At 55.6% G+C, this 906-nt stretch carries 1 protein-coding gene; it reads right to left on the bottom strand.

The annotated features are described in order from the left end of the window. A partial coding sequence (locus NKJ12_RS32075) for a hypothetical protein (protein ID WP_502905767.1) occupies positions 1 to 408 on the bottom strand: 408 nt, incomplete at its 3' end. Positions 409 to 906: the final 498 nt, after the last annotated feature.

Here is a 906-nt window from a genome sequence, read left to right as displayed (position 1 = left end):
AACGGCGACCCTTGCGGCCTTAGCTGCACCGGTCGCACCAATATACGTGGGATTGCAGACTAGGAGCACATCGGCAGCTTCAGGGCACAGCGCCGGGAGGCAGAGTGCGAGCGCTTCCTGGCATCCTGAGGTGATCAGTACGCGATCCGCCCTCGCGGGAACCCCCTCATCAGACCGGACCTGTTGCGCAACGAGCTCGCCGATAATGCCGGCGGTTCGTCCATACTGCAGCAAGTGCGACAATAATTGCCCGCCCCCGTGACCGCCAGCTGAATAGCGTTCATATACTACTAGTGCATTCAACAGCACCTGGGGGTCGAGCTTGTCGAAGAACCGCTCACTCGGTCTGCCAGACGCCAGCGAGACTGCCGAGGGAAACGTGCTCGAGACTTCGTTCAAAAATTTCATAACTGAACATTGCGATCTGTGATCCAACATCGAACCCTGCGTAGGACTATCGGCGAGCTGAGGACCACACCAGTCTCAGAGCGACGACATCATTGAGGCCCAAGGGCTCACGCATTTTCACGGCTTATTCGCCAGAATGATCAAGCTGATCAAAAAGCACCCATCGTTTGATTGATGAATCCATCCTGCGCGCCTGAGTGCATGTCTTCGAAGCTGAGCCGCCTCTCAAAGCGAGAGGACTCGGATCCTATGAAGTTGGCAAACTGCGTCTACGCACACCTAGAGCTGACCGGATTTTTGGTAGTCATGAGACGATTTCTCCTCAACCGCGACCCAGATACACCATGACCGTGCAAGTGCCGTGCCAAAGGAAAATCACGCCAAAACAATTAAGTGGCGCTACTAAGATGACTAGTGTCCGACATTGTCGGACATTGGACGCAAGCATCTGAGGAAGGCTCGAGTTTGTCGCGCGCGTGCGGGTTGTCGGACAGGACG

It is taken from the genome of Mesorhizobium sp. M0195, from assembly GCF_040322115.1.
GTDB lineage: Bacteria > Pseudomonadota > Alphaproteobacteria > Rhizobiales > Rhizobiaceae > Mesorhizobium.
The sequence above is the reverse complement of the archived record's forward strand: the minus strand, read 5'-3'. Positions and strand labels throughout refer to the sequence as shown.